Annotated in this window: 23 protein-coding genes and 1 pseudogene; 13 read left to right on the top strand and 11 right to left on the bottom strand. The window is 64.6% G+C overall.

The window, feature by feature from the left end; genetic code table 11:
- Together HAP54_RS34420 and HAP54_RS34415 are read right to left on the bottom strand one after the other, a co-directional pair.
- Positions 1-783, bottom strand: coding sequence for an SDR family NAD(P)-dependent oxidoreductase (locus tag HAP54_RS34420; protein WP_166294813.1), 783 nt, complete (start codon positions 781-783; stop codon positions 1-3).
- Positions 784-807: 24 nt separating this feature from the next.
- On the bottom strand, positions 808-1398 hold the full coding sequence (locus HAP54_RS34415; RefSeq protein ID WP_166294811.1) for an NADPH-dependent FMN reductase: 591 nt from the start codon (positions 1396-1398) through the stop codon (positions 808-810).
- Here HAP54_RS34415 and HAP54_RS34410 point away from each other — a divergent pair.
- Entirely contained in the window at positions 1385-1834 is a 450-nt protein-coding gene (locus HAP54_RS34410) for a hypothetical protein (protein ID WP_312022793.1), read from the top strand. The two genes, HAP54_RS34415 and HAP54_RS34410, sit on opposite strands and share 14 nt — an antisense overlap.
- 164 nt (positions 1835-1998) lie before the next feature.
- Positions 1999-4079 (top strand): annotated as a pseudogene (locus HAP54_RS34405) (methyl-accepting chemotaxis protein).
- A 44-nt stretch (positions 4080-4123) separates the two neighbouring features.
- Here HAP54_RS34405 and HAP54_RS34400 read toward each other — a convergent pair.
- From HAP54_RS34400 to HAP54_RS34390, 3 genes are all read right to left on the bottom strand, one after another.
- Positions 4124-5287 carry an acyl-CoA dehydrogenase family protein gene (locus HAP54_RS34400; protein ID WP_166294809.1) on the bottom strand — a complete coding sequence of 388 codons (1164 nt, stop codon included), beginning with the start codon at positions 5285-5287 and terminating at the stop codon, positions 4124-4126.
- 139 nt (positions 5288-5426) lie between these two features.
- Complete coding sequence (locus HAP54_RS34395; protein ID WP_166294807.1) at positions 5427-6353, bottom strand: alpha/beta hydrolase family protein; 927 nt, start codon at positions 6351-6353, stop codon at positions 5427-5429.
- Positions 6354-6359: 6 nt separating this feature from the next.
- Positions 6360-7037, bottom strand: a complete 678-nt coding sequence (locus HAP54_RS34390) for a nitroreductase (RefSeq protein ID WP_166294805.1) — start codon at positions 7035-7037, stop codon at positions 6360-6362.
- A 150-nt stretch (positions 7038-7187) separates the two neighbouring features.
- Between HAP54_RS34390 and HAP54_RS34385 the strand changes: the two genes are divergently transcribed.
- Positions 7188-7436 (top strand): hypothetical protein, encoded by a 249-nt coding sequence (locus HAP54_RS34385; protein WP_029082223.1) that lies wholly within the window; start codon positions 7188-7190, stop codon positions 7434-7436.
- Positions 7437-7539: 103 nt separating this feature from the next.
- On the opposite strand, the gene HAP54_RS34380 is transcribed toward HAP54_RS34385, so the two are convergent.
- Both HAP54_RS34380 and HAP54_RS34375 read right to left on the bottom strand, forming a co-directional pair.
- Positions 7540-7785, bottom strand: a complete 246-nt coding sequence (locus tag HAP54_RS34380; protein ID WP_165123412.1) for a PilZ domain-containing protein — start codon at positions 7783-7785, stop codon at positions 7540-7542.
- A gap of 71 nt (positions 7786-7856) precedes the next feature.
- Positions 7857-8828, bottom strand: coding sequence for a helix-turn-helix domain-containing protein (locus tag HAP54_RS34375; protein ID WP_224741654.1), 972 nt, complete (start codon positions 8826-8828; stop codon positions 7857-7859).
- 307 nt (positions 8829-9135) lie between these two features.
- Here HAP54_RS34375 and HAP54_RS34370 point away from each other — a divergent pair, with 307 nt between their 5' ends.
- Genes HAP54_RS34370 through HAP54_RS34350 form a run of 5 tightly spaced genes read left to right on the top strand, consistent with a single transcriptional unit; the run spans position 9136 to position 11868 of the window.
- The gene (locus HAP54_RS34370) at positions 9136-10245 is read left to right on the top strand and encodes a DUF2336 domain-containing protein (protein WP_166294803.1); all 1110 of its coding nucleotides are present in this window, start codon (positions 9136-9138) and stop codon (positions 10243-10245) included.
- 8 nt (positions 10246-10253) lie between these two features.
- A complete protein-coding gene (locus tag HAP54_RS34365; protein ID WP_166294801.1) occupies positions 10254-10556 on the top strand; it encodes a PilZ domain-containing protein in 303 nt (100 codons plus the stop codon).
- A 36-nt stretch (positions 10557-10592) separates the two neighbouring features.
- Entirely contained in the window at positions 10593-10784 is a 192-nt protein-coding gene (locus tag HAP54_RS34360; RefSeq protein ID WP_166294799.1) for a hypothetical protein, read from the top strand.
- A gap of 33 nt (positions 10785-10817) precedes the next feature.
- The gene (locus HAP54_RS34355; protein ID WP_312022794.1) at positions 10818-11444 is read left to right on the top strand and encodes a hypothetical protein; all 627 of its coding nucleotides are present in this window, start codon (positions 10818-10820) and stop codon (positions 11442-11444) included.
- Positions 11431-11868 (top strand): HD-GYP domain-containing protein, encoded by a 438-nt coding sequence (locus HAP54_RS34350; protein WP_312022795.1) that lies wholly within the window; start codon positions 11431-11433, stop codon positions 11866-11868. Before HAP54_RS34355 ends, HAP54_RS34350 begins: the two co-directional genes overlap by 14 nt.
- A 118-nt stretch (positions 11869-11986) precedes the next feature.
- Here HAP54_RS34350 and HAP54_RS34345 read toward each other — a convergent pair whose 3' ends face one another.
- On the bottom strand, positions 11987-12862 hold the full coding sequence (locus HAP54_RS34345) for an MBL fold metallo-hydrolase (protein ID WP_166294797.1): 876 nt from the start codon (positions 12860-12862) through the stop codon (positions 11987-11989).
- 178 nt (positions 12863-13040) lie between these two features.
- Between HAP54_RS34345 and HAP54_RS34340 the strand changes: the two genes are divergently transcribed.
- A complete protein-coding gene (locus tag HAP54_RS34340; RefSeq protein WP_166294795.1) occupies positions 13041-13880 on the top strand; it encodes a dienelactone hydrolase family protein in 840 nt (279 codons plus the stop codon).
- 60 nt (positions 13881-13940) lie between these two features.
- Here the strand turns inward: HAP54_RS34340 and HAP54_RS34335 are convergent, their stop codons facing one another.
- The gene (locus HAP54_RS34335) at positions 13941-14237 is read right to left on the bottom strand and encodes an HU family DNA-binding protein (protein WP_166294794.1); all 297 of its coding nucleotides are present in this window, start codon (positions 14235-14237) and stop codon (positions 13941-13943) included.
- Between the two features lie 366 nt (positions 14238-14603).
- On the opposite strand from HAP54_RS34335, the gene HAP54_RS34330 reads away from it, so the two are divergent.
- Positions 14604-15236, top strand: coding sequence for an acetyltransferase (locus tag HAP54_RS34330; protein ID WP_166294792.1), 633 nt, complete (start codon positions 14604-14606; stop codon positions 15234-15236).
- A gap of 1 nt (position 15237) precedes the next feature.
- Here HAP54_RS34330 and HAP54_RS34325 read toward each other — a convergent pair whose 3' ends face one another.
- Positions 15238-16860: an ABC-F family ATP-binding cassette domain-containing protein gene (locus HAP54_RS34325; RefSeq protein WP_166294790.1), complete on the bottom strand. Its 1623-nt coding sequence runs from the start codon at positions 16858-16860 to the stop codon at positions 15238-15240.
- Positions 16861-17018: 158 nt separating this feature from the next.
- Here HAP54_RS34325 and HAP54_RS34320 point away from each other — a divergent pair, with 158 nt between their 5' ends.
- Positions 17019-17462, top strand: coding sequence for a DMT family transporter (locus HAP54_RS34320; protein WP_166294788.1), 444 nt, complete (start codon positions 17019-17021; stop codon positions 17460-17462).
- A 71-nt stretch (positions 17463-17533) separates the two neighbouring features.
- On the opposite strand, the gene HAP54_RS34315 is transcribed toward HAP54_RS34320, so the two are convergent.
- Positions 17534-18238 carry a GrlR family regulatory protein gene (locus tag HAP54_RS34315; protein WP_166294786.1) on the bottom strand — a complete coding sequence of 235 codons (705 nt, stop codon included), beginning with the start codon at positions 18236-18238 and terminating at the stop codon, positions 17534-17536.
- A 265-nt stretch (positions 18239-18503) separates the two neighbouring features.
- Between HAP54_RS34315 and HAP54_RS34310 the strand changes: the two genes are divergently transcribed.
- Entirely contained in the window at positions 18504-19163 is a 660-nt protein-coding gene (locus tag HAP54_RS34310; protein ID WP_224741655.1) for a hypothetical protein, read from the top strand.
- Positions 19046-19594 (top strand): hypothetical protein, encoded by a 549-nt coding sequence (locus tag HAP54_RS34305; RefSeq protein WP_339156786.1) that lies wholly within the window; start codon positions 19046-19048, stop codon positions 19592-19594. Before HAP54_RS34310 ends, HAP54_RS34305 begins: the two co-directional genes overlap by 118 nt.
- Positions 19595-19708 lie beyond the last annotated feature (114 nt).

The following is a 19708-nucleotide window of genomic DNA, read 5'->3' as shown; positions in this document are numbered from 1 at the left end:
TCAGTCGAGTTCCGGCGGCGCGAACCAGTTGGTCAGCGACAGGCCGCCGTCGACCACGATCGATGCGCCGGTAACGTAGCCGGAGAGCTTGTGCGACAGCACGGCGAGCGCCATCGGCGCGAGATCGTCGGCCTGGCCAAGCCGCCCGAGCGGGATGTGCTTCGCGAGCGCCGGATCGGCGACGAAGCCGCCGGCTGCGATCGCGCCGGGCACCAGGGCGTTGACGCGGATGCCATAGCGGCCCCAGCTCTTGGCAAGCTCCTTCACCAGGATCGCCATGCCGGCCTTCGCCGTCGAGTAATGCGGCAGATTGCGGGGCGTGCCGGCATGCAGCGAGGTGAGCAGCAGGAACGAGCCCGGCGTCTTCGCCTCGATCAGCCTGCGCGCCAGGTCGCGCGACAGATAAAAGCCGGCATCGAGATTGACCGCGTGCATCTGCCGCCAGGTTTCTTGATCGACCGCCATCGCATGATCGGCCTCGCGCCGCGGCGGCGAAGCGCTGTGGACGAAATGCGTCACCTGCCTGACCGTGCCGTGCGCATGCGCCAGCAGGGCGTCGCACGCCTCACGCTGCGCGAGATCGCCGACCCACGGCACCGCCAGTTCCGGACGCGGGGCAGCCTTGATCGCGGCCAAAACCCTGTCCTCATGCAGGTCGGCGAACACCGTGCGCACGCCTTCGCCGACCAGGGCCTGCGCGATGGCGCGGCCGATGCCGTTGCCTGCGCCGGTGACCAGGGCGGCATCGCGCGCGGGATCGAAGGGTGATGTGAAAAGGCTCATGATCCCTGAACTCCGAGGACTGGTTCAATACGGCGGCGCCTTGCGCGCCCGCTGCGCCTTGGCGGCTTCCATCCACCAGGCAAGATCGTCGGCAAAGCGTGGGAAGGCGCGCTCGATTGATTTGCCGCCCTCGCCGATCGGCTGGCCTTCGGCCGACAGGGTCTGCGCGATCGGCCCCGCGCTGATCGTGCTCGACACCACCACCATGCCCATCTCCGACAGCGTGCCGTGCCATGCGGTCGCGGCGCGCGCCCCGGCGAACCGTCCGGCCGAATAGCTCGCGATCGCCGCGGGCCGCCAGAACCATTCCTCGAGGAAATGATCGGTGAGGTTCTTCAGCCCGGGCTGCATGCCCCAATTGTACTCGCCGGTGACGAACAGGAAGCCGTCGGCGTCGCGGATCTTTCCGGCGAGCGTTTCGAGCACGGCCGGCGCCTGGCCCTTGGGATGTTCCTTGTACATCCGGTCGAGCATCGGCAGGCCGACCTCCTTGGCATCGATCAACTCGACATCGTCGCCGCGGGCGCGAAAGCCCTCGACGATGAAATGCGCCAGGCGGATGCCCATGCGATCCGAACGATAGGAGCCGTAGAAGACGAGAATGCGGTGGGTCATGATGGGGCGGATCCTAGCACGGTGCGGCAACAGCGTCCTGCGATGCTACGCGCAGATGTTAACCGGCATTCCGGCTCGTTTTCCCGGCATTAAGCAATTCGTCGCAGGCCGTACGCTGCGGCCCAAAAATCGCCAGATTTCTTTTCTGGATATGAATTCGCTTCGAGAAGGAGAACCCGACATGCGGATTGCAGGGCTGGTTTTCGCAGGCTCGCTCGCCGCCATCGCTGCCATTGCAACACCAGCGCTGGCGAAGAGTGCCGAGCGGCAGAAAGCCGACGACAAATCCACCACCACCACGACTTCAGCCGGGTGCCAGGCCTATCAGCAGGCCGCCGACGGCACCTGGACCCAGCTGCCCTGCGGCGAGGCGGGCTCCGGCGGCGCGACCCAACATCGCTCTGCGACCAAGGGCGCTGACGACGACGAGCACTGAACGCCGCGCACGGCGGGGCGGCGCCTTGAACTTTTTGGACGGTTGGACTTTCGGGCAGGATGGATAGCCCGAAGCGCCGCGGCTCGCGCATCGTAAACCCAAGCTTAATGCGCACAAGGTACGGTTGAGGCCTCCCCTCTCTCGTCCAGAATGGCGCGCATCCCATGAAAATCGGTACTCTCCTGACGGCCGCGATCGTCTCACTGTCCGCGGTCGGCGGCGGACTGGCGGCCTATGTCGCGGTGACCAAGTACCAGACCATGGACAAGATCTCGACCGCGCAGAGCCGGCTCGAGATCGTACGTGCCGTCGGCGATATCCCGCGCTACATGAACCCCGAGCGGGGCTACGCCACCAATTTGCTGCTCGGCACCGCCACGATCGATCCGAAGCAGATCGCCGAACTCGACCGTCAGCGCCAGCTGACCGACGACGCGCTCGCCAAGGTCAACCAGGTGCGCGCCGCCCTGCCGGGATCGCTCGACGACGGCGAGGCGGTCGCGAGCGCGATCGATGCGCTGAAGCTGAAGTTTGCCGGGCTGCGCGACGCCATTACGGCTGCAATCGCCGGCCCGGCCGATGCCCGCCGCGCGGCCGCCGGCAAGATCGTCGCCGACAATTCCGTGTTCAACGCCGGTGTCACCACGCTGCTCGATGAGCAGGTGCGCCGGCTCGCCGGCCTCGACGGCAATGCCTATCGCCAAGCCAGCTATGCCAACGTCGCCTGGACGCTGCGCGACATCGGCGGCCTCAACGCCAGCCTGCACAAGGCGCTGGTCGGCGCCAAGCGTGTGGCGACCGATCAGGAGAAGCTGGAACTCTACCGCTCGACCGGCCGCACCGAGCAGATCCTCTCGACGCTGCAGGAGTGCGCAACAATCCCGCAACGCCAGCGAACGTCATGACGGCGCTCGGCAAGATGCAGGCCGATTACGTCGAGCGGTTCGGCAAGGCGCTGAAGTTCGCCAAGGAAGGCGCAGTGACCGGCAAGTACGAGCAGGACCTCGACACCTACTACCCCGAATCGCAAATCGGCCTCGCCGCCATCATCACCGTGCGCGACGCGTTCTACGAGAATGCCGAGCAGGGCCTTGCGAGCGCCTACTCGTCGGCGCGGTTCAGCTTCGTGATTGCGCTGGTCGGGCTGCTCGCGGTCATTGCGGTCAGCGCCGGCCTCATCGTCATGCTCGGCCGCCGCATCCTCAACCCGATCGCCGCCCTCACCGGCCGGATGTCACGTCTCGCCGCGGGCGACGTAGCCGAGGCTATCCCGGGCGCCGCACGCAACGACGAGATCGGCGCCATGGCCGCCGCCGTGCAGGTGTTCAAGGACAACAAGATCGAAGCCGATCGCCTCGCTGCCGAGAAGGAAGCCGAGAACGACGTCAAGATGCGCCGCGCCCGCGTGCTCGACGATCTGACCCGCGCCTTCGAAGCCAAGGTCACCGAACTGGTCGGCGGACTGTCGGCGGCATCCTCGGTGATGGAGGATACGGCGCAGTCGATGTCGGCGACCGCCGCCGCCACCAACCGCCAGGCCGCGGTCGTGGCGGCCGCATCGGATCAGACCTCGACCAACGTGCAGACGGTGGCGAGCGCGACCGAGGAACTGACCTCCTCGATCTCGGAGATCGCCCGCCAGGTCGCGACCTCGACCGAGATCGCGGCGCGCGCGGTCGACCATGCCCGCCGCACCGGCGACACCGCGCGTTCGCTGGCCGACGGCGCGCAGAAGATCGGCGACGTGGTGACGCTGATCCAGAGCATCGCGGCACAGACCAACCTGCTCGCGCTCAACGCCACCATCGAGGCGGCGCGCGCCGGCGAGGCCGGCCGCGGCTTTGCGGTGGTCGCCTCGGAGGTGAAATCGCTCGCCGGCCAGACCGCGAAGGCGACCACGGAGATTGCCGAACAGATCACCGCGATCCAGACCGCAAGCGACGAGACCGTCACCGCAATCAGGAGCGTCGTCGACGTCATTACCGAGATCGACCAGATCGGCACCGCGATCGCCGCCGCGATCGAGGAACAGGGCTCGGCAACCCAGGAGATCTCGCGCAGCGTTCAGGAAGCCGCGCGCGGCACCCAGGAGGTCAATTCCAACATCTCCGGCGTGCAGCGCGCCGCCGACGACACCGGCGCTGCGGCAACCCAGGTGCTGGGCGCGGCCGAACAGCTCTCGACGCAATCCAAGGACCTCGCCGGCCAGGTCAACCGCTTCCTCTCCGACGTGCGGGCGGCCTGAGACGGTGGCGGGGCACGGCCACGCCTGTCACGACTGAATAACCGTTAGCCGCCGCGCAGGCCGAGCACGCGACGCGCGATCAACTGGCGATGAACCTCGCTCGGGCCTTCGTAGACCCGCATCAGACGGGCCTTCTGCCAGAGCGCGTTGAGCGGCAATTCCAGCGTCACGCCGAGCGCGCCGAGCGTCTGCATGGCGTGGTCGCAGGCGTCATAGGCCATCTCGGTCGCGAACACCTTGATCATCGAGGCCTCGTGGCGGATGTCCTCACCGCGATCGGTCTTGTCGGCGGCCTCGCGCACCATCAGCCGGCAGGCATGCATCCGCGTGGAGATATCGGCGATCCACCACTGGATCGCCTGGCGCTCGGCGAGCTTGACGCCGAACGTCTCGCGCTGCTTGGCGTGATCGCACATCATGTCGAGCGCGCGCTTGGTGATGCCGACGCAGGTCGATCCCATCTCGAGTCGCCGCGTGCGCAGGCGCAGCTGCATCGGCGCATAGCCCTTGCCGACCTCGCCCAGCACGGAGTCCTTCGGGATGCGGCAGTCCTCGAACACGATCTCGTAGGTCGAGCCACCGCCGAGCATCGGGATCTCGCGCTCGATGATGAATCCCGGCGTGCCCTTCTCGACGATAAAGGAGGTGATGCCGCCCTGGCGCTGGTCGCTGCCGACGCGCGCCATCACGATGATGAAGTCGGCGGCGCGCGCATTGCTGATCCAAATCTTGCGGCCGTTCAGCACCCACTCTTCGCCATCGAGCGCCGCGCGGGTCTTCATGGCCGCGGGATCGCCACCGGCGCCCGGCTCCGAGATCGCGATCGCCGATGCCATCCGGCCTTCGATATAGGGCTGCAGATATTTCTTCTTCTGCGCCTCGGTGCCGACCGCCTGCAGCATACGCAGGTTCGGCGAGTCCGGCGGCAGCACGAAGGGCACGCAGCTGCGACCGAGTTCCTCGTGCACTGCAGCCATCGTGCGCGTCGGCAGGTCGTGGCCGCCGAGATCCTCGGGCGCATCGAGGCCCCAGAGTCCGAGCTCCTTCGAGACGTCGCGCAGCCGCTTGCGCTGTTCCGGCGTGAGCTCGGGATGATCGCTGCCGGGCAGTTTCGATTTCAGATATTGCGGCTCGAGCGGGATCAGCTCGCGATCGACGAATCTCGCGACGGTCTCGCGGATCATGGCTGTCTGTTCATCATCGCTCATCTGAGATTCCTCGCCTGCGCTGTTGTGCTTCAAAAAACCAGTAGCGCATTTTTTGCCGGCACAAATAGCGGAAACGCGCGCTCGCACTCACGCTCGCGCGAGGGTTTCACGGCGCGGAATTCAATATCCCGCGGCGTGGTCAGCGCGTGCGTATTTGCGCGGGACGCGCGGGCGCGTCGAGCAGCCGATCGCGCAGCACGAGATTGTTGGCAGCAAGGAAGCGATCGACGATCGGCGCCCAGATCGCCGTTCCATTCTCGTTGAACAGCGTGTGCCCGTCGCTGCCGAATGCAGGCGTTCGAACCAGCGAGAGCTTGCCGCCGGCTTTCGCAAACGCGTCCGACAATCGCGTCACGAGTTTCGGCCCGAAGAAATGATCGTTGTCGGCGGACACCCACAGCAGCGGGATGCGCGAGGATTTGCCGAACTGCGCGAACGCGTCGACGAGTTCGTCCTCCACGCAGACCGTATCGGGGCCAGTCGATCCGCGGCCCGGCGCGAACGCGATCGCAGCGGCCAGACCCGACGGCGCCATCGACGTCAACGCGACCGTGGCAAAGCCTCCCGCCGAGCGGCCGACGCTGATCCACTTGCCTTTGCTAACATACGCCTGGCCCGCCATGAGTTTCGCGGCAGCTGCAACGTCGCTGGCGCCGGCGCGGCCGGCCTTCGCATAGTCCGGGTCAGAGCACCCTCCGTAATTCTCGGCCCATCCACCCTGCGAGGCGCCGTAGCCGCGGCGCAGGAACGCCACCGCAACCCAGCCGCGCCGCGCGAACTCCGCAGCCTGAGCCCACATCCCGTAAGGGCTCATCGCCGGACGGTCGCTCGCCGAACGCGGTGAGCCGTGATTGAGCAGGATGAGCGGATGCGGCTGCCCGTCATCCGGCCGCAGCACGATTGCGTCGAGCAGCGCAACGGACGGCCCTGCCCCTCCTGCATTCGGCACCGGGATCTTGAGCGCATCGAGACGTATGCCCTCCGCTCGCCCGGAGCCAAGGGCCGAGATAAAGACGACCAGCGCCAGGACAACCGCGCCGGTGATGCTGCGGGTCCGCACGGTCATATCCCTCTATTCGGCAAAGCCGACGTAGCGGACAAAATCGCTGTTGGCCTCGCGGTCCGACCGCACCGCATTGGCGGCAAAGCCGTCGTCGGGATAGCCCATCGCGACGCAGGTCATGATCACCTGGTCCTCCGGGATGTCGGCAACCTCGCGCACGATGTCCGAGCGCATGATGCCCTGGCCGTTGATCACGCTGCCGAGACCGCGATCCCAGGCCGCCAGCACGATGCCGTAGCAGAGCGCGCCGAGGTCGAAATGGCAGACCGCACCGGGATCGAGGACCCGGTCGTAGGCAAGGACCAGCGAGACCGGGGCGTCGAACTGGCGGAAGCCGCGCAGCACCCAATCCTGCCGCATCGGCTTGTCGTCGCGGGCAATCCCCATCGCCCCGAACAGCTTCTTGGCGATGTCGACCTGGCGACCGCGGTGCACGCCCTGGTACTCGCCATGGCTGACGATGTCGCGCTTGGCTTTGGCGCCGGCGATCATCTCCTCCATATTGCGGCGGCGCACTTCCTCCAGCGGCGCCCCGGTCAGGACATGGACGTGCCAGGGCTGGGTGTTCATCGAGGACGGCGCGCGCTTGGCCACCTCGATGATCTCCTCGACGGTCGCCCGGGACACCGGCTGCTTCTTGAACCCGCGCACGCTTTTGCGTGTCTGTACCAGCGTCTCGAATTCCATTCCGGGCGTCCCCCATGTTGTCCCGCGCTGCACGCGGAATTTCCTTGCTCTGATCGGGGCATTTTACCGACAAAATCGGCTGTGGGAACTTGATCGGGCCAAGAATCCGATATCCAATCCGGCCACTGGTTTGGTTTAGGGAGAACCCAGATGAAGCGGATTTTCTTGGCGGCCGTGATCGCGACCTTTGCCGCCGGTTCGGCATTTGCACAGGACGCCTCCTGCGAGACGAAGGCGGTCGGCAAGGACGGCAAGCCGCTGGCCGGCGCGGCCAAGACCTCGTTCATGAAGAAGTGCACGACCGATACCTGCGAGACCAAGGCGGTCGGCTCCGACGGCAAGAAGCTCGCCGGCGCGGCCAAAAACTCGTTCATGAAGAAGTGCCAGAGCGGCGCCTGAGCCCCTCGCCGGCGCTTCCCCGCCAGCTTCGATCGGGTCAAGACCATCGGGTCGCGCCGGGCGCGGCCCGAACGCCTATTGACGGGTGGATCACCTGAGGCGCTCAGAACGAGACGCCGACCCGCACACCTCTGCTCCAGACCCGCCGGCAACGCTTCTTGGTGTTGCCATGAAACATTTCGAAACGTTCGGGCAGCTGGATCGGCTTCTGAAACTCCAGGCAGGCCCCTCCGGCAGAGTAGTCCACCAGCCGGCATTCGATCAGCGGCGCCTTCGGTTCGAGCTGCAGCTTGACCACGCTGGACACGCATCCTGTCGGACGAACACGCGCAAATCTCCGGGGATGCATCACCGCCGCCTCTGGTGGAATCGTACCAATAGCCTCTTCGGCGGCCGTTAAGATTCCGTTCAGATCGACGGTTAGGATTCGTATCTGCCAGCGGCCGAATCGGCGCGCACGGCGCCCGGACGGCGCGAGGCGGCCAGCGTCTCCGATGGCGCTTCCCCGAACTGCGACCGATAGCTGCGCGAAAAATCGCTCAGATGCCAAAATCCGTAGGCCAGCGCGCAGGCCTTGACGCTGTGCGCACCGGCGAGAAGTTGCTGGCGCACCAGCCAGAGCCGGCGCAACCGCAGATAGCGATGCAGGCTGACGCCCCGGTAGCGCTGGATGGCGTCGTGCAGCGTGCGCACCGACACGCCGATCTGCCTGGCGAGTTCGCCACTGTAGATCGGGTGAGCCACGTCGCCGGCCAGAATGGCACGCGCGTCGTTGAAGACCTTGAACTGGCGCGTCGTGTTGGCCCGCGTCGCCCACTTCGCCGGCACGATCTCGGCGAAGGCGTTGTCGATCGCCGCAAGCAGCGTTTCCTTGATCGACGCGCCGGTAGCGAACTGGTGATCATCGGCCGGCTGCGACGTCACGAGCAGGATTTGCCGCACCACGTCACGCAGCCGATCCTGCGCGCGTTGAGATATTTCGTGAATGCTGAAATGGAGACCCGGTTGCGGCCAACCGCGGTCGACCATCTCGGGCGTGAACATCACCGAGACATATTGGCGGGGCGTCTCCTCCACCGACGTATAGAACGCGCCGCCGCCGCCAAGCACGATCACCGCACGATCGCGCTCGACGCCGTTGAAGCGCATCGGAACACCGTCATCCATCGTGAAGCCGACCGCCGTGGTGTGCCGCGCAAGCTGCGCGTCGACGATGCGCGGAAAGGACTGGGTGTAGTTGAGCTCGCATCCCGGCAAACTCAGGATGATCTGCTCGGCCGAAATCTTCCGCGCGAGTGGCGTGAAATCAACATCCAGGTCTCGGATCGAACTCCGGAATGCATCGACATCGTCAAAACGAAAGACTCTCGGCACCAGCAATGGCGCCGTCAAATGACTGCTCCTGTGAAAGGGTCTCGACAATGTTCGCGCGGCGCAGCGCAAAACGCGCCAGCCTCATTGATAATTTCCATGCACAAAATGCGAATCGTCCAATGAACTCAATCAGGAAAAATGCAGCTCCTCGAACCGGACAATCTGGCAAAGCAGCGCTGCTGCCGATTTTCGATAGTGTTTGCCGGGATATCCACCACCAGGATCGATCCTCCCATCAATTTCTATACCCCTATTAAAGATTCGGGGAGCAGATTGGTTGTAGGGACGACGAAGTTCCCCATCGCGGAACATTTTAGGTACCGCAATGACAGCCATTGCCTCGCCCGACCTTATTGCCGAACTCGACCATGTCCTGAAGGCCGGCTCACCGGACCGCCGGACCCGCATGCTGCGGGAAGTGGCCGGGCTTTTTATCGAGGACGCCCACCGGCTCAACGAACATCACGTCGGGCTGTTCGACGACATCCTGGTCCGCCTGACCGAGAGCGTCGAGCTCCGGACTTTGACCACGCTCAGCTGCTCCCTTGCCGACCTGCGTCTGGTGCCGCGGGAACTGGCACGGCGGCTCGCCAATCATGACGACGCCGATGTCGCCGCGCCTATCCTGCGCAAATGCGACTGCATTCCGAATGCCGACCTGATCGACATCGCCTGGATGCGGGCCGAAGGACATCTCTGCGCGATCGCGGGACGCAAGGCCGTCAACCAGGAGCTCACGGACATTCTGCTGATGCGCGGCGACGGCAGCGTCCTGCGCGCCCTGGCCGAAAATCCCGGCGCGGAACTGACCAGCGCTGGCTTTGCCATGATGGTCGATGCCGCCGAACGCGACGACGGCATCGCGGACGCATTGATATCGCGCGCCGACCTGCCGCACCGTGTGCTTGCCGATCTCGTCATGCGGTCCACGCCGCGTCAGCAGGCCCGGCTGCTCAAGCGCGCACGTCCCGACATTCAGGACGCGATCCGAGCCGCCATCGATTCCGGCGCAGCCCGCGCCTCCGCAAAACCACCAGCCACGATCGACTATGCGGAGGCGCGGGCCACGGTGATGGCCCTGAACAAGTCCGGACAGCTGAACGATTCCAGCGTCAACCGTTTCGCGATCAGGCAAGAGGTCCGCAACGTCGTGGCGGCGCTGGCGCAGCTCGCGAGCGTTCCGATCGAGACCATCGCGCCGCTGATGGAGGCCGCCGACAGCAACGGGCTCGTCATCGCCTGCCGCGCGTCGCGACTGAACTGGAACACGACGGCCGCCATCGTCAGCTACCGAAAGGCCGGCCTGACGGTCGCGCCGGACGAGCTGGAGCGCGCCCGGCAGATGTTCGAAGGGCTGCCGCTGTCAAACGCGCAGCGCATGATCCGGTTCGGTTCGCTCAGCGAGCTGACCGCGAAGCCTTCAGTGAAAGTGTGAGTAGCGTAATGACGTATGGTGACCGCAGGGCGGAGCGCGTCAGGCTCGAGACCCGCTATCCCGTCAACCTCATGGGTGTCGACGGCACATGGCGGCGGAGCTGCATCCTGCTCGACGTCTCGCAGAGTGGCGCCCGGCTCGAGGTCGACGGAACGCTTGATGTGCTGAAGGCCCAGGAGTTCCTCCTGGTGCTGTCCTCGCGGGGACTGGCCTTCCGCCGCTGCGAGCTGGTCCGTGTCGACGGCACCGAGATCGGTGTGAGATTCATCGAAGAGAAAAAGCGAAAGGGACGCCCGGTCATTCCGAAATGAGGATGGCGGCATCCGGTCTGAAAGGACGTTGACGACATGCCGAGAGCGACAAACATCGTGGTATCGACCGTGTCAGCCGCACCGTTGCGCGGGACCATCGAAATCGACTGCGCCGGCACCGTCGCGACGTTCGAGATCGACGAGGAGCTCGCACACCGCCTCTGCACCGATCTCGAACGGTTTCTGACCCAGGTTCCGCGCCGGACCCAGGTGACGCGGCTCGGGTAACGCCGCCCATTCGCCAAAAGATCGCCTGCCTCGATGCCGATTCATATTGTTGCAGATACGCCGTCCAGACTGTCCGATATCCGCGGACTTCTGGGGCAAACATTTGAGATCACCTCAGAACTGCTTGCCGCTGCGCGGCTCCGGGGCGGCGAAGTCGAGGCATTGGTCGTGAGCGCCGACCTGCGCCTCGTGGACAACATCGCCGCGTTGAAAGCGATCTCCAGCAGACTAAAGCGGATCCCGAGGCGCATCTTCATCGTCGATCAACGTACACGCCTTGCAATTGTCCAGGCCTATGCGCTCGGCGCGACGGATGCTCTCTTCCGTCCGGTCAAGCCGTCGCAGCTTCTGGCAAGACTTGTCGATATCGAAGCGCCATCGATCGTTCCGGACGATCTGTCACCGACCAGTATTGAAGCGGCATCCGCTGGCGCCGCCAGCATTGCCGCAATGTTCTCGGCCGTGATGAACAGTGTGGCGATCGACGTCGCCGATGCCAGGCATGCCGGAGCGGGAATCGCCGACAGCATTGTTGAAAATGGGCTTTCGGACTGGTTGGCGACCGTCCGCCGCCACCACGAAGGCACCTACCAGCACTGCCTGCTGGTCACCGGGCATCGCGGTCGATTTCGGCATGAGCCTCGGCATGAGCAAGCCTGACATCGAGCGTCTCTATTCTGCGGCGATGTTCCACGACATCGGCAAGGCGACGATTCCCCTCACCGTTCTCGACAAGCCGGGTCGGCTCGACCACGCCGAGCGCGCGCTGATCCAGACCCATCCCGCCTTGGGCCATGACGCGCTGAAGGACACGCCGGGTATCTCCGCGGAAGTTCTCGACGCGGTGCGGCACCATCACGAATATCTGGACGGCAGCGGCTATCCGGACGGGCTGTGCTCCGAAAGTATTCCGGACATCGTCCGCATCCTGACCATCTCCGACATCTTCGCGGCGCTGATCGAACAACGGACCTACAAGCCGACGATGCCGCGGGACAAAGCCTATGAGCTCTTGCTCGACATGAAGGGCAAGCTCGAACGGCCGCTGGTTGTGGCCTTCAGGGACGTCGCGCTCAACCGCTGACCGGCCCGTGCCGCCTGGAGCATTTTCGGTTCTGATTAGAATCAGAACCGAAGCTCCAGATTATTGTTTTGACGCGTTTTCTTCACGCGAACCGGGGTCCACTTCGCTCGAAAACGCCCTACTCCCGCTTGAAGCGATAGTCGAAGCGGTCGCCGTCCGCGGTGATCAGGCCGACCGTCGGGGCCGGGAAATGGATCGGCAGGATCAGCGTGTCGGTCCCGGCCACGGAACCAAAGAATTTTCGCCGCGAGATCGCCGATTGCTTCGGATCCCAATCGGGCTTCGCCGACCATTCTGGCTCGCGGCACTGGATCGCATGATGCATCAGATCGCCGGCGACCACGGCGCGCTGCCCCTTCGAGAAGATGTTGATACAGCAATGGCAGGGCGAATGCCCCGGCGTCGGCGTCAGCGTCACGGTGTCGTCGAGCGCATAGTCGTCGTCGACCAGCAGCGCCTGCCCGGCCTCGACGATCGGCAGGCAATTGTCGCGAAACACCGTGCCGGGCGGATTGGCGCCCTTGGCGTTCTCGGCCTCCCAGGCCGCATACTCACCCTTGTGGAAGACGTATTTCGCGTTCGGGAAGGTCGGTACCCAGCGCCCGTCGCGCAGCGTGGTGTTCCAGCCGGTGTGGTCGATATGCAGATGGGTGCAGAACACGTAGTCGATCTGCTCGTAGGAGATCCCGAGCGCGAACAGCTCGTTGCGCCAGCGCTCCTTGCCCGGGAAGTCGAACGGCGGCGGGTGCCCCTTCTCCTCACCGGTGCAAGTGTCGACCAGGATGGTATAGCGTGGCGTCCGCACCACGAAGGTCTGGTAGGTGATCACCATCATGCCGCGCGCGGCATCGAAGACTTCCGGCTCCATCGTCTTCAGGTGATGCTTGAACACGGCATCGTCATAGGTCGGGAAGAAGTCCTGCGGGCGCCGCCACGGTCCTTCGCGCTCGATCACCGCGTCGATCGTGATGTCGCCGATCCTGATCTGCCTCATGCTGCTTCGCTCCCGCTTTTTTCTGAAGCGTAACGGGCGGCCCCTCACCTCACAAGCCGAGCACGGCGCAGCGTGCCATGCGGCTTTGCATTGCTGGAGGCAGTCATGCCGTAATTCATCCGAAAATGTTGCTTATGCTGTGCGGATGACCCATCGCGCGATTCAGATAGCCCTCCTGATGCTCACGACATTGCCGACAGCGGCGGCGGCCGCGCCCGACACCGTTTTCTTTCCGAGCGCCGACGGCAAGACCGAGATCGTCGGCTATCTGTTCAGGCCGCAAACGCCGGGCCCGCACCCCGCGATCGTGCTGCTGCACGGCCGCGGCGGCCCCTATTCGATCAACGTCAACAAGGACTGCACCCTGGTGTCGCGCACAGCTCCGTCCGCGGCCTGCAATGCCGGCAGCCTCTCCAAGCGCCACGCGATGTGGGGGCAGTATTGGGCCGACCACGGCTACGTCGCGCTGCTGCCGGACAGCTTTGGGCCGCGCGGCAAGGCCCATGGCTTCGGCCGCTTCACGCATGACGACCCCGATCGCGCCGACGTCAACGAAAAGACCGTGCGGCCGCTCGACGCCGAGGGCGCGCTAAGCTGGCTGCGCAGCCAGAAGGATGTCCGGGAGAACCGCATCTTCCTGCAGGGATGGTCGAACGGCGGCAGCACCGCGCTGAACGTCATGCAGCGCCAGGGTACGGCGACGTCGGGCTATCGCGCGGCGCTGGTGTTCTATCCGGGCTGCGGGCCGGCCGCCCTGCTGGCGCAGACGCTCAAGTCAGCCGCGCCGATCACCATGCTGCTCGGATCCGACGACGAGGAAGTGTCGCCCGAGCGGTGCCAGGAGGTCGCGCAGCGTTCTCTCGCCGCCGGCAGCAAGATCGACGTCGTGCTCTATCCCCGCGCGACCCACGACTTCGACGATCCCGGCCGCCGCCGGCAGTCGAATCCCGCCAACAGCGCGGCGCTGAAGGACGCGATGATCAGGGCCATTGCAGCAGTCAACGGCTTGAAGGATTAGGCCGCCCAGCCACGCGCCGTTGCATTTCTTGCGCGCTTGGCTCGCCGCAAACCGCAGTCTTCAGACGGCGTCCTTAGCGACCTTGAGAGGTGACGCCTTGACTGACTTGCTGGCTGGCTTCGCTGCAAATTCCATCGGCTCTTTCGTAAAAGGATTTACGCCGCTGCGAGCTTCTGTGGCAGGCTTATGCACGACGGACATTTTCACAAAGCCAGGAATGACGAACTCACCGGATTCGTTCAGCTCTCTATAGCCAACAGTCGCCATGTGCTCGATGACGGTCCTTACGTCGTTCTTCGAGATCTGCGTGCTTTCGGCAATCGCGTCGATCAATTGATTCTTCGTCATCTTCGCCATGCTGAAATCCTCTGAATTGGGGGGCGTGCGAGCTACGATGTAACTCTGTCTAGAATGTGGTAAAACCACGCAGCGCGTTTCTCGTTCATGCCAACGGTCATGAAGTCACCCGGCTTAAAACCTATCGAGGCCTAAAACGCAAGCAAGCGGATCGCGAATCCTTCGATAGCGCAACAATCTGCAGTGCACATTTCCCGACCCGGTTAGCGGCTTGATTCCCACGCGCGAACTTGCTGAACAAGGCGATCGCCGTGGTCGACGGAATTTAAGAGCTAGTACCCCGCAGCAGACAGCAATCACTCTCGCCTTGCCCGCCCGCCGTGATAGATACCACTTCGTGCGAGTTGCCGGATCAAGGACAGTCATATGGATCAATCGACCCCGCCCCGCCCCAAGCTTGCCGAAACCGTCATCGAGCCGACGGTCAGGCTGCGCGAGGTCAAGGTTGGGCGTTGCTGCGAAGTTCTCGGCGACAGCTCGCTCGAATACACCGAGCTCGGCGACTATTCCTACCTCGCCGGCGGCTGCATCGTCGCCGACGCGCAGATCGGCCGCTTCTGCGCGATCGCGGCGCAGGTCCGGATCGGCGCGCCCAATCATCCGCTCGAGCGCCCTTCCCAGCACCGCTTCACCTATTGCCCTGAATATTACACGGCCTCCGCCGAACGGGATCGTGGCTTCTTCAGGAATCGACGCGCGGATCGCGTCGTGATCGGAAACGATGTCTGGATCGGCCATGGCGTGATCGTGCTGCCCGGCGTCACCGTCGGAGACGGCGCGGTGCTCGCGGCCAGCGCGGTCGTCTCGCGCGATGTCGCGCCTTACACGATCGTCGGCGGCGTGCCGGCCCGGCCGATCAAGGAGCGGTTCAACCGCAAGATCGCGGCCGAGCTGTCGCAGATCGCCTGGTGGAACTGGCCGGCTGAGACCATCTGGGAGCGCCGACCGGAATTCCAGTCGGGCGACGTCGAGGCGTTTTGCGCGCGGTGGAGAGCTTGAACTAACTCCGCAACCCCGGCGCTTCGTGCCCGGTGCGCGCGACATATTCGGTGTAGCCGCCACCGAACTGATGGATGCCCTCCGGCGTCAGCTCCAGCACGCGATTGGAGAGTGCGGCGAGAAAATGCCGGTCGTGGGAGACGAACAGCATGGTGCCCTCGAACTCGGAGAGCGCGTTGATCAGCATCTCCTTGGTGGCGAGATCGAGATGGTTGGTCGGCTCGTCCAGCACCAGGAAGTTCGGCGGATCGAACAGCATTTGCGCCATCACCAGCCGCGCCTTCTCGCCGCCCGAGAGCACCCGGCACTTCTTCTCGACATCGTCGCCCGAGAACCCGAAGCAGCCGGCGAGCGCGCGCAAGGAGCCCTGGCCGGCCTGCGGAAACGCGTCCTCCAGCGACTGGAACACGGTGCGCTCGCCATCGAGCAGGTCCATCGCGTGCTGAGCGAAATAGCCCATCTTGACGCTGCCGCCGACCGCGACCGCGCCGTCATCGGGCTCGGTTGACCCGGCAACCAGTTTCAGCAGCGTCGACTTGCCGGCGCCGTTGATGCCCATCACGCACCAGCGCTCGCGGCGGCGGATCATGAAGTCGAGCCCGTCATAGATCCGCTTGCTGCCATAGGCCTTGTGGACGTTCTTCAGGCTGACGACATCCTCGCCCGAGCGGGGCGCCGGCTGGAAATCGAACGCCACCGTCTGCCGCCGCCGCGGCGGCTCGACCCGCTCGATCTTGTCGAGCTTCTTGACCCGGCTCTGCACCTGGGCAGCGTGGGAGGCGCGCGCCTTGAAGCGCTCGATGAACTTGATCTCCTTGGCGAGCATCGCCTGCTGCCGCTCGAACTGCGCCTGCTGCTGCTTGTCGGAGAGCGCGCGCTGCTGTTCGTAGAATTCGTAGTTGCCGGAATAGCTGGTGAGCTGGCCGCCGTCGATCTCGACCACCTTGTTGATGATGCGGTTGATGAACTCGCGGTCATGCGAGGTCATCAGCAGCGCGCCCTCATAACCTTTCAGGAACTGCTCGAGCCAGATCAGGCTCTCGAGATCGAGATGGTTGCTCGGCTCGTCGAGCAGCATGACGTCGGGACGCATCAAAAGAATACGCGCAAGCGCGACGCGCATTTTCCAGCCGCCGGAGAGCTTGCCGACGTCGCCGTCCATCATCTCCTGGCTGAAGCCCAGGCCCGAAAGCGCCTCGCGCGCGCGGCCGTCAAGCGCGTAGCCGTCGAGCTCCTCGAACTGATGCTGCACCTCGCCATAGCGCGCGATGATGTCGTCCATCTCACTGGCCTTGTCGGGGTCGGCCATCGCGGCCTCGAGTTCCCTGAGCTCGGCTGCCACCACGCTGACGGGCCCCGCCCCGTCCATCACCTCGGCGACGGCGCTGCGGCCGGACATCTCGCCGACATCCTGGCTGAAATAGCCGATCGAAATGCCACGATCGAGAGAGACCTGGCCCTCATCGGGGACCTCCTGACCCGAGATCATTCGGAAGAGCGAGGTCTTGCCGGAGCCGTTCGGCCCGACAAGGCCGATCTTCTCGCCCTTCTGGAGCGCCGCGGAGGCTTCGATGAAGAGGATCTGGTGGCCGACTTGCTTGGAAACGTTATCGAGGCGGATCATGCTTACTGCTGGGAACTGAGGGTTTGCGGCCTCTTATTCGATCTGGGGCGTGGGTGGAAGCCCATTCCGGGCGTTTCGCGCGTCGCTCCACGCATGCCACGATCATGGCCAATCGATTATGACAGAAAGTCCTTCGGCGACCGGTTTTGGGGCATCATATGCAAGTCTGGTTTCTCTCTCTGCTCGCGCTCGGCGCCGGTATCTGCGTGGCCGTTCAGCAGGTCCTGAACGGCAATCTCCGCGCCGCCCTCAATTCGCCGGCCTGGGCCGGGCTCGTCAGCTATCTCGGCGGTCTCGTGACGATGGCAGTCGTGGTGGTCGCGACGCGCGAGCCGGTGCCGTCCTGGAAGCTGGTGTCGGCCGTGCCCTGGTGGGCCTGGAGCGGCGGCGTCCTCGGCGGCGTCTTTATCCTGTTGATGATCCTGCTGCTGCCTTCGCTCGGCGCAGCAACCCTGCTGGCGCTGGTGGTCGCGGGTCAGATGGTCGCCGGCATCGCGATGGACCATTTTGGCGTGTTCGGACTGGCGCAGCATCCGGTGTCGTTTTCACGGCTGGCCGGCATCGCGCTGATCATCGGCGGCGTGCCTCTGATCAAGGACTGAGGAGACGGCCGGGCGCTCTCTTTGAGCATGATCTCTTCGGAAAACCGCTTCGCACTTTTCCGGATCATGCTTTAGGCGCGTCGCATCAGCCGCAGTTCGGCTGCCAGCCGAAGGCTGCGCTTGCCGGCCAGCGCGATGCCTTCGAGCTCGGCGCCCTCCTCGCGACACGACCCGGCAAAGCCGATGCCGACCTCATAACCGCCGAACACCGGGTATTCGCCCTTCGCCGGCGTGTGCTCCTGGTTGACGATCTCGCCCCGCCAGCGGCCGTCCGCCGACGTATATGAGCCGAGATAGTAGAAGAACGCATCGCCACCGAGGATACGGCCATCCATCAGCAGCATGACCCCGGAGAGGCCGGCGTCGACACCGTCGAGTGCGCGGAGCTGGATGGAGTAGAGCCCGTTGACGATGCCGCCCGGTCCGACCGCCCCGCGCGGCGGCAACGCCTCATCGTCGAGCGGCGCCAAATTCGCCCAGAACACGCCGTCCGGCATGGCGTCCGCCGTGCCCTCGAGCAGGATGGTCGAGCCCTCGGTGCGGCCGCGCACCTTGATGACGGTGACATCGGCGCCCATCAACGGCTTGAAATGGGGATCATCATTGTGACGCTCGGTGATCACCTCGGCTGATATCTCGCCTTCCGTCACCTGATAGCTGCCGAGATGGGCGAAGGCCGAATTGCCACCCATCATCTTGCCGTTGTGCAAGCACATGATGCTGCGGCCGAACGCCCCGTTGATGCCGTACTCGACCTTGTAGAGTCCGTTCAGCACGCAAAAATCCAAATAAATAAGATTGATTCTATTCGCCACATAGCACCGGGCCAAAGGCCACACCATTGGGTCTTTTGGCGCAGGCAAGCCCGCAATGTCCGGGTGTGGACACCAGCCGATTCGTCGCTTAGCTGTAGGCGTCCGCCCGCGTCGTGCCGCGTCACGCGGGATCTACCTCCAGTTCGTTGTGTCCAAGCATTTGCGCATTCCGCCAATGGTCGCGCGGCCGCCCTCGGCATTGGCTGGAGGCATCGAGGAGCATCACATGACCCATCGCCTTCGCCTGGCCGCCGCCCTGGCACTGCTGCTCGGCAGCGGCGGCGCGGCCCTGGCCCAGACGCTGCCCGACTACATGGGACCGATCTCGGGTAAGACCACGTCCACGCCGGCCGATGTCGCGACCAAGGATGTGCTGGCGCTCAACACCGGCATGTTCGAGCTCTATGGCGATGCGGCGCGGATCTTCCAGAAGAACATCCTCGACAAACACCCGGTGATCCTCGGCCTGTTCTCCGGTGCCGGCGGGCGCCTGATCCTCTACCGGCCGGGCAAGCCGCCGACCGAGGCGCCGCAGGTGCCGATCGTCTATCAGCTGCTCAAATCGGTCGGCCACAGCACGATGGCGCTGGCCGAGGTGGTCGGCCCCTATGTCGACAATCCCGACGACAAGGCGTGGCGCGGGTCGATGCAGGCCTATCGCAGCCGGATGCAGTCGGCGCTCGACGGGCTCGACGCGACGCCGATGCAGGCCGACTGGCGCGACAACAACCGTACCATCCTGCAGAACAACATCGCCTTCATGGATGATTGCCTGTCCGCCGGAGCCATCCATTCACCAAGCTCGAGGCGTTCGGCAAGAAGCAGGCGCCCTACCTCGCCAGGAACGTCGCCTGGGCCGCGCAGACCCAGGTCGCGCACTGGATGACGGTGATGGCCGACTGGAAGACCCAGCTCGGCGCCGACTGGGACAAGACCTATGGTGCCAGCAACACGATCTATGTGGCGCGGCAGAACAACGTGATCTTCAGCGTGCTGGCGCAGTTCTTCGGGCCTGATGCCATCAACAGCCGCCTGATACTGATCGAGACGATCTCCTTCACCACGACGCCGTCGGACATGCTGGAGTCGCTGACCCGGATCATCGCAGACCGCTCGGTCGGCGCGCTGTTCTTCGGCAGCTACCATTTGATGGACTACGAATTGATGGGCGGCGACGCGCGCGAGGCGATCATCGCCGAGACCAAGAAGCGCGGCATGACGACGTTCCTGCCACCCCTGGTGCCGTTCGGTTCCAAGCAATGGCCGACCCTGATCACGCCGGGTCCGGGACCGGCGACGATTGCCGACCTCAAGTGAGGCGGCTACGACCTATTGCGGCGTTGCGATCGCGCTCGCTTTGCCGCAATACTTTTGCGTGTATCGTACCAATCGATAAACCCCGGCGCGACACGACGACGAAGCGTTGATGAG

Source organism: Bradyrhizobium sp. 2S1 (assembly GCF_011516625.5).
GTDB lineage: Bacteria > Pseudomonadota > Alphaproteobacteria > Rhizobiales > Xanthobacteraceae > Bradyrhizobium > Bradyrhizobium septentrionale.
The sequence above is the reverse complement of the archived record's forward strand: the minus strand, read 5'-3'. Positions and strand labels throughout refer to the sequence as shown.